Here is a 1,088-nt window from a genome sequence, read left to right as displayed (position 1 = left end):
AACACAAGCGATTCCATGGAAATTTTAAAAACGCCGGATGCTGCAGAGATCACCTTGCCGGGACGCGCCTACTTGCAGGTCGGCAACAATGAAGTCTATGAGTTGTTCCTAAGCGCATGGAGCGGCGCCAACTACGTCCCGGACCAGGACGACCAGGACATGTTGGACACCACGATTTACGCGATCAACGACCTTGGCCAGTACGAACCTATTTCTGCAGACTTAAGCGGGCTTGCCAACCAGAAAGAAATCACCAAAGTCCCGACCGAACTCGAGGCCGTCGTCGATTGGATCCATGCCCGCGCCAAAAAACTCGGTATCGCCCAACTACCAAAACCGTGGCTGCCGCCGCTTGAAGAGCGGATCTATTCCCAAGATCTGCATGCTATTCTTTTTGAAACAGCTTGGAAAGAACCTAAGAAGCCATTACAAGCTGTGATCGGATTGCTTGACCAGCCGGAATTACAGAAACAAACACCTTTGACAATTGATTTAACAAGGGATGGACATCTTGCGGTATATTCTAGCCCAGGCTATGGAAAATCGACCTTCTTACAATCGATGGTAATGGAGTTGGCGAGACAGCATAGTCCTGAACATTTGACGATTTATTTAGTGGATTTAGGTACTAACGGCTTACTACCATTGAAAAATTTGCCTCATACGGCAGATATCATTCGAATTGATGAGACAGAAAAATGCCTGAAGTTTATTGAACGGATGACAAAAGAAATGAAATTAAGGAAAAAGGCATTGAGCCAATATAATGTTGCAAATATAGAATTGTACGAAAAAATCAGCGGCAATTCAATGCCCAATATTGTTATTCCGATTGATAACTATGATGCAGTAAAAGAAGCTGGTTTTTATAATGAGTTTGAAATGCTTGTCTTACAAATTGTACGTGAAGGTGCAAGCTTGGGGATGTATATTATGATCAGCGCCAGCAGACAAATGAACTTGCGTATGCAAATTGTAAGTAATATTAAGGTTCAAGCGGCACTTTATTTAGGGCTTGCTGAATAAACAAAAATTCCAGATTTGACAAGGATTTTGGCTACTTTTGTCGAATATAAAGTGTAAGTAAT

1 pseudogene is annotated in these 1,088 nt (G+C 42.6%); it reads left to right on the top strand.

Features of this window, described 5'->3' with window-relative positions:
* Positions 1-1,011, top strand: a pseudogene (locus P9687_RS16715) (FtsK/SpoIIIE domain-containing protein); the annotation flags it as partial.
* Between the last annotated feature and the right edge of the window lie 77 nt (positions 1,012-1,088).

This window comes from Weizmannia sp. CD-2023, from assembly GCF_036225245.1.
Taxonomy (GTDB): Bacteria; Bacillota; Bacilli; order Bacillales; family Bacillaceae_C; genus Weizmannia; species Weizmannia faecalis.
This window is presented reverse-complemented; position numbering and strand designations above follow the sequence as displayed.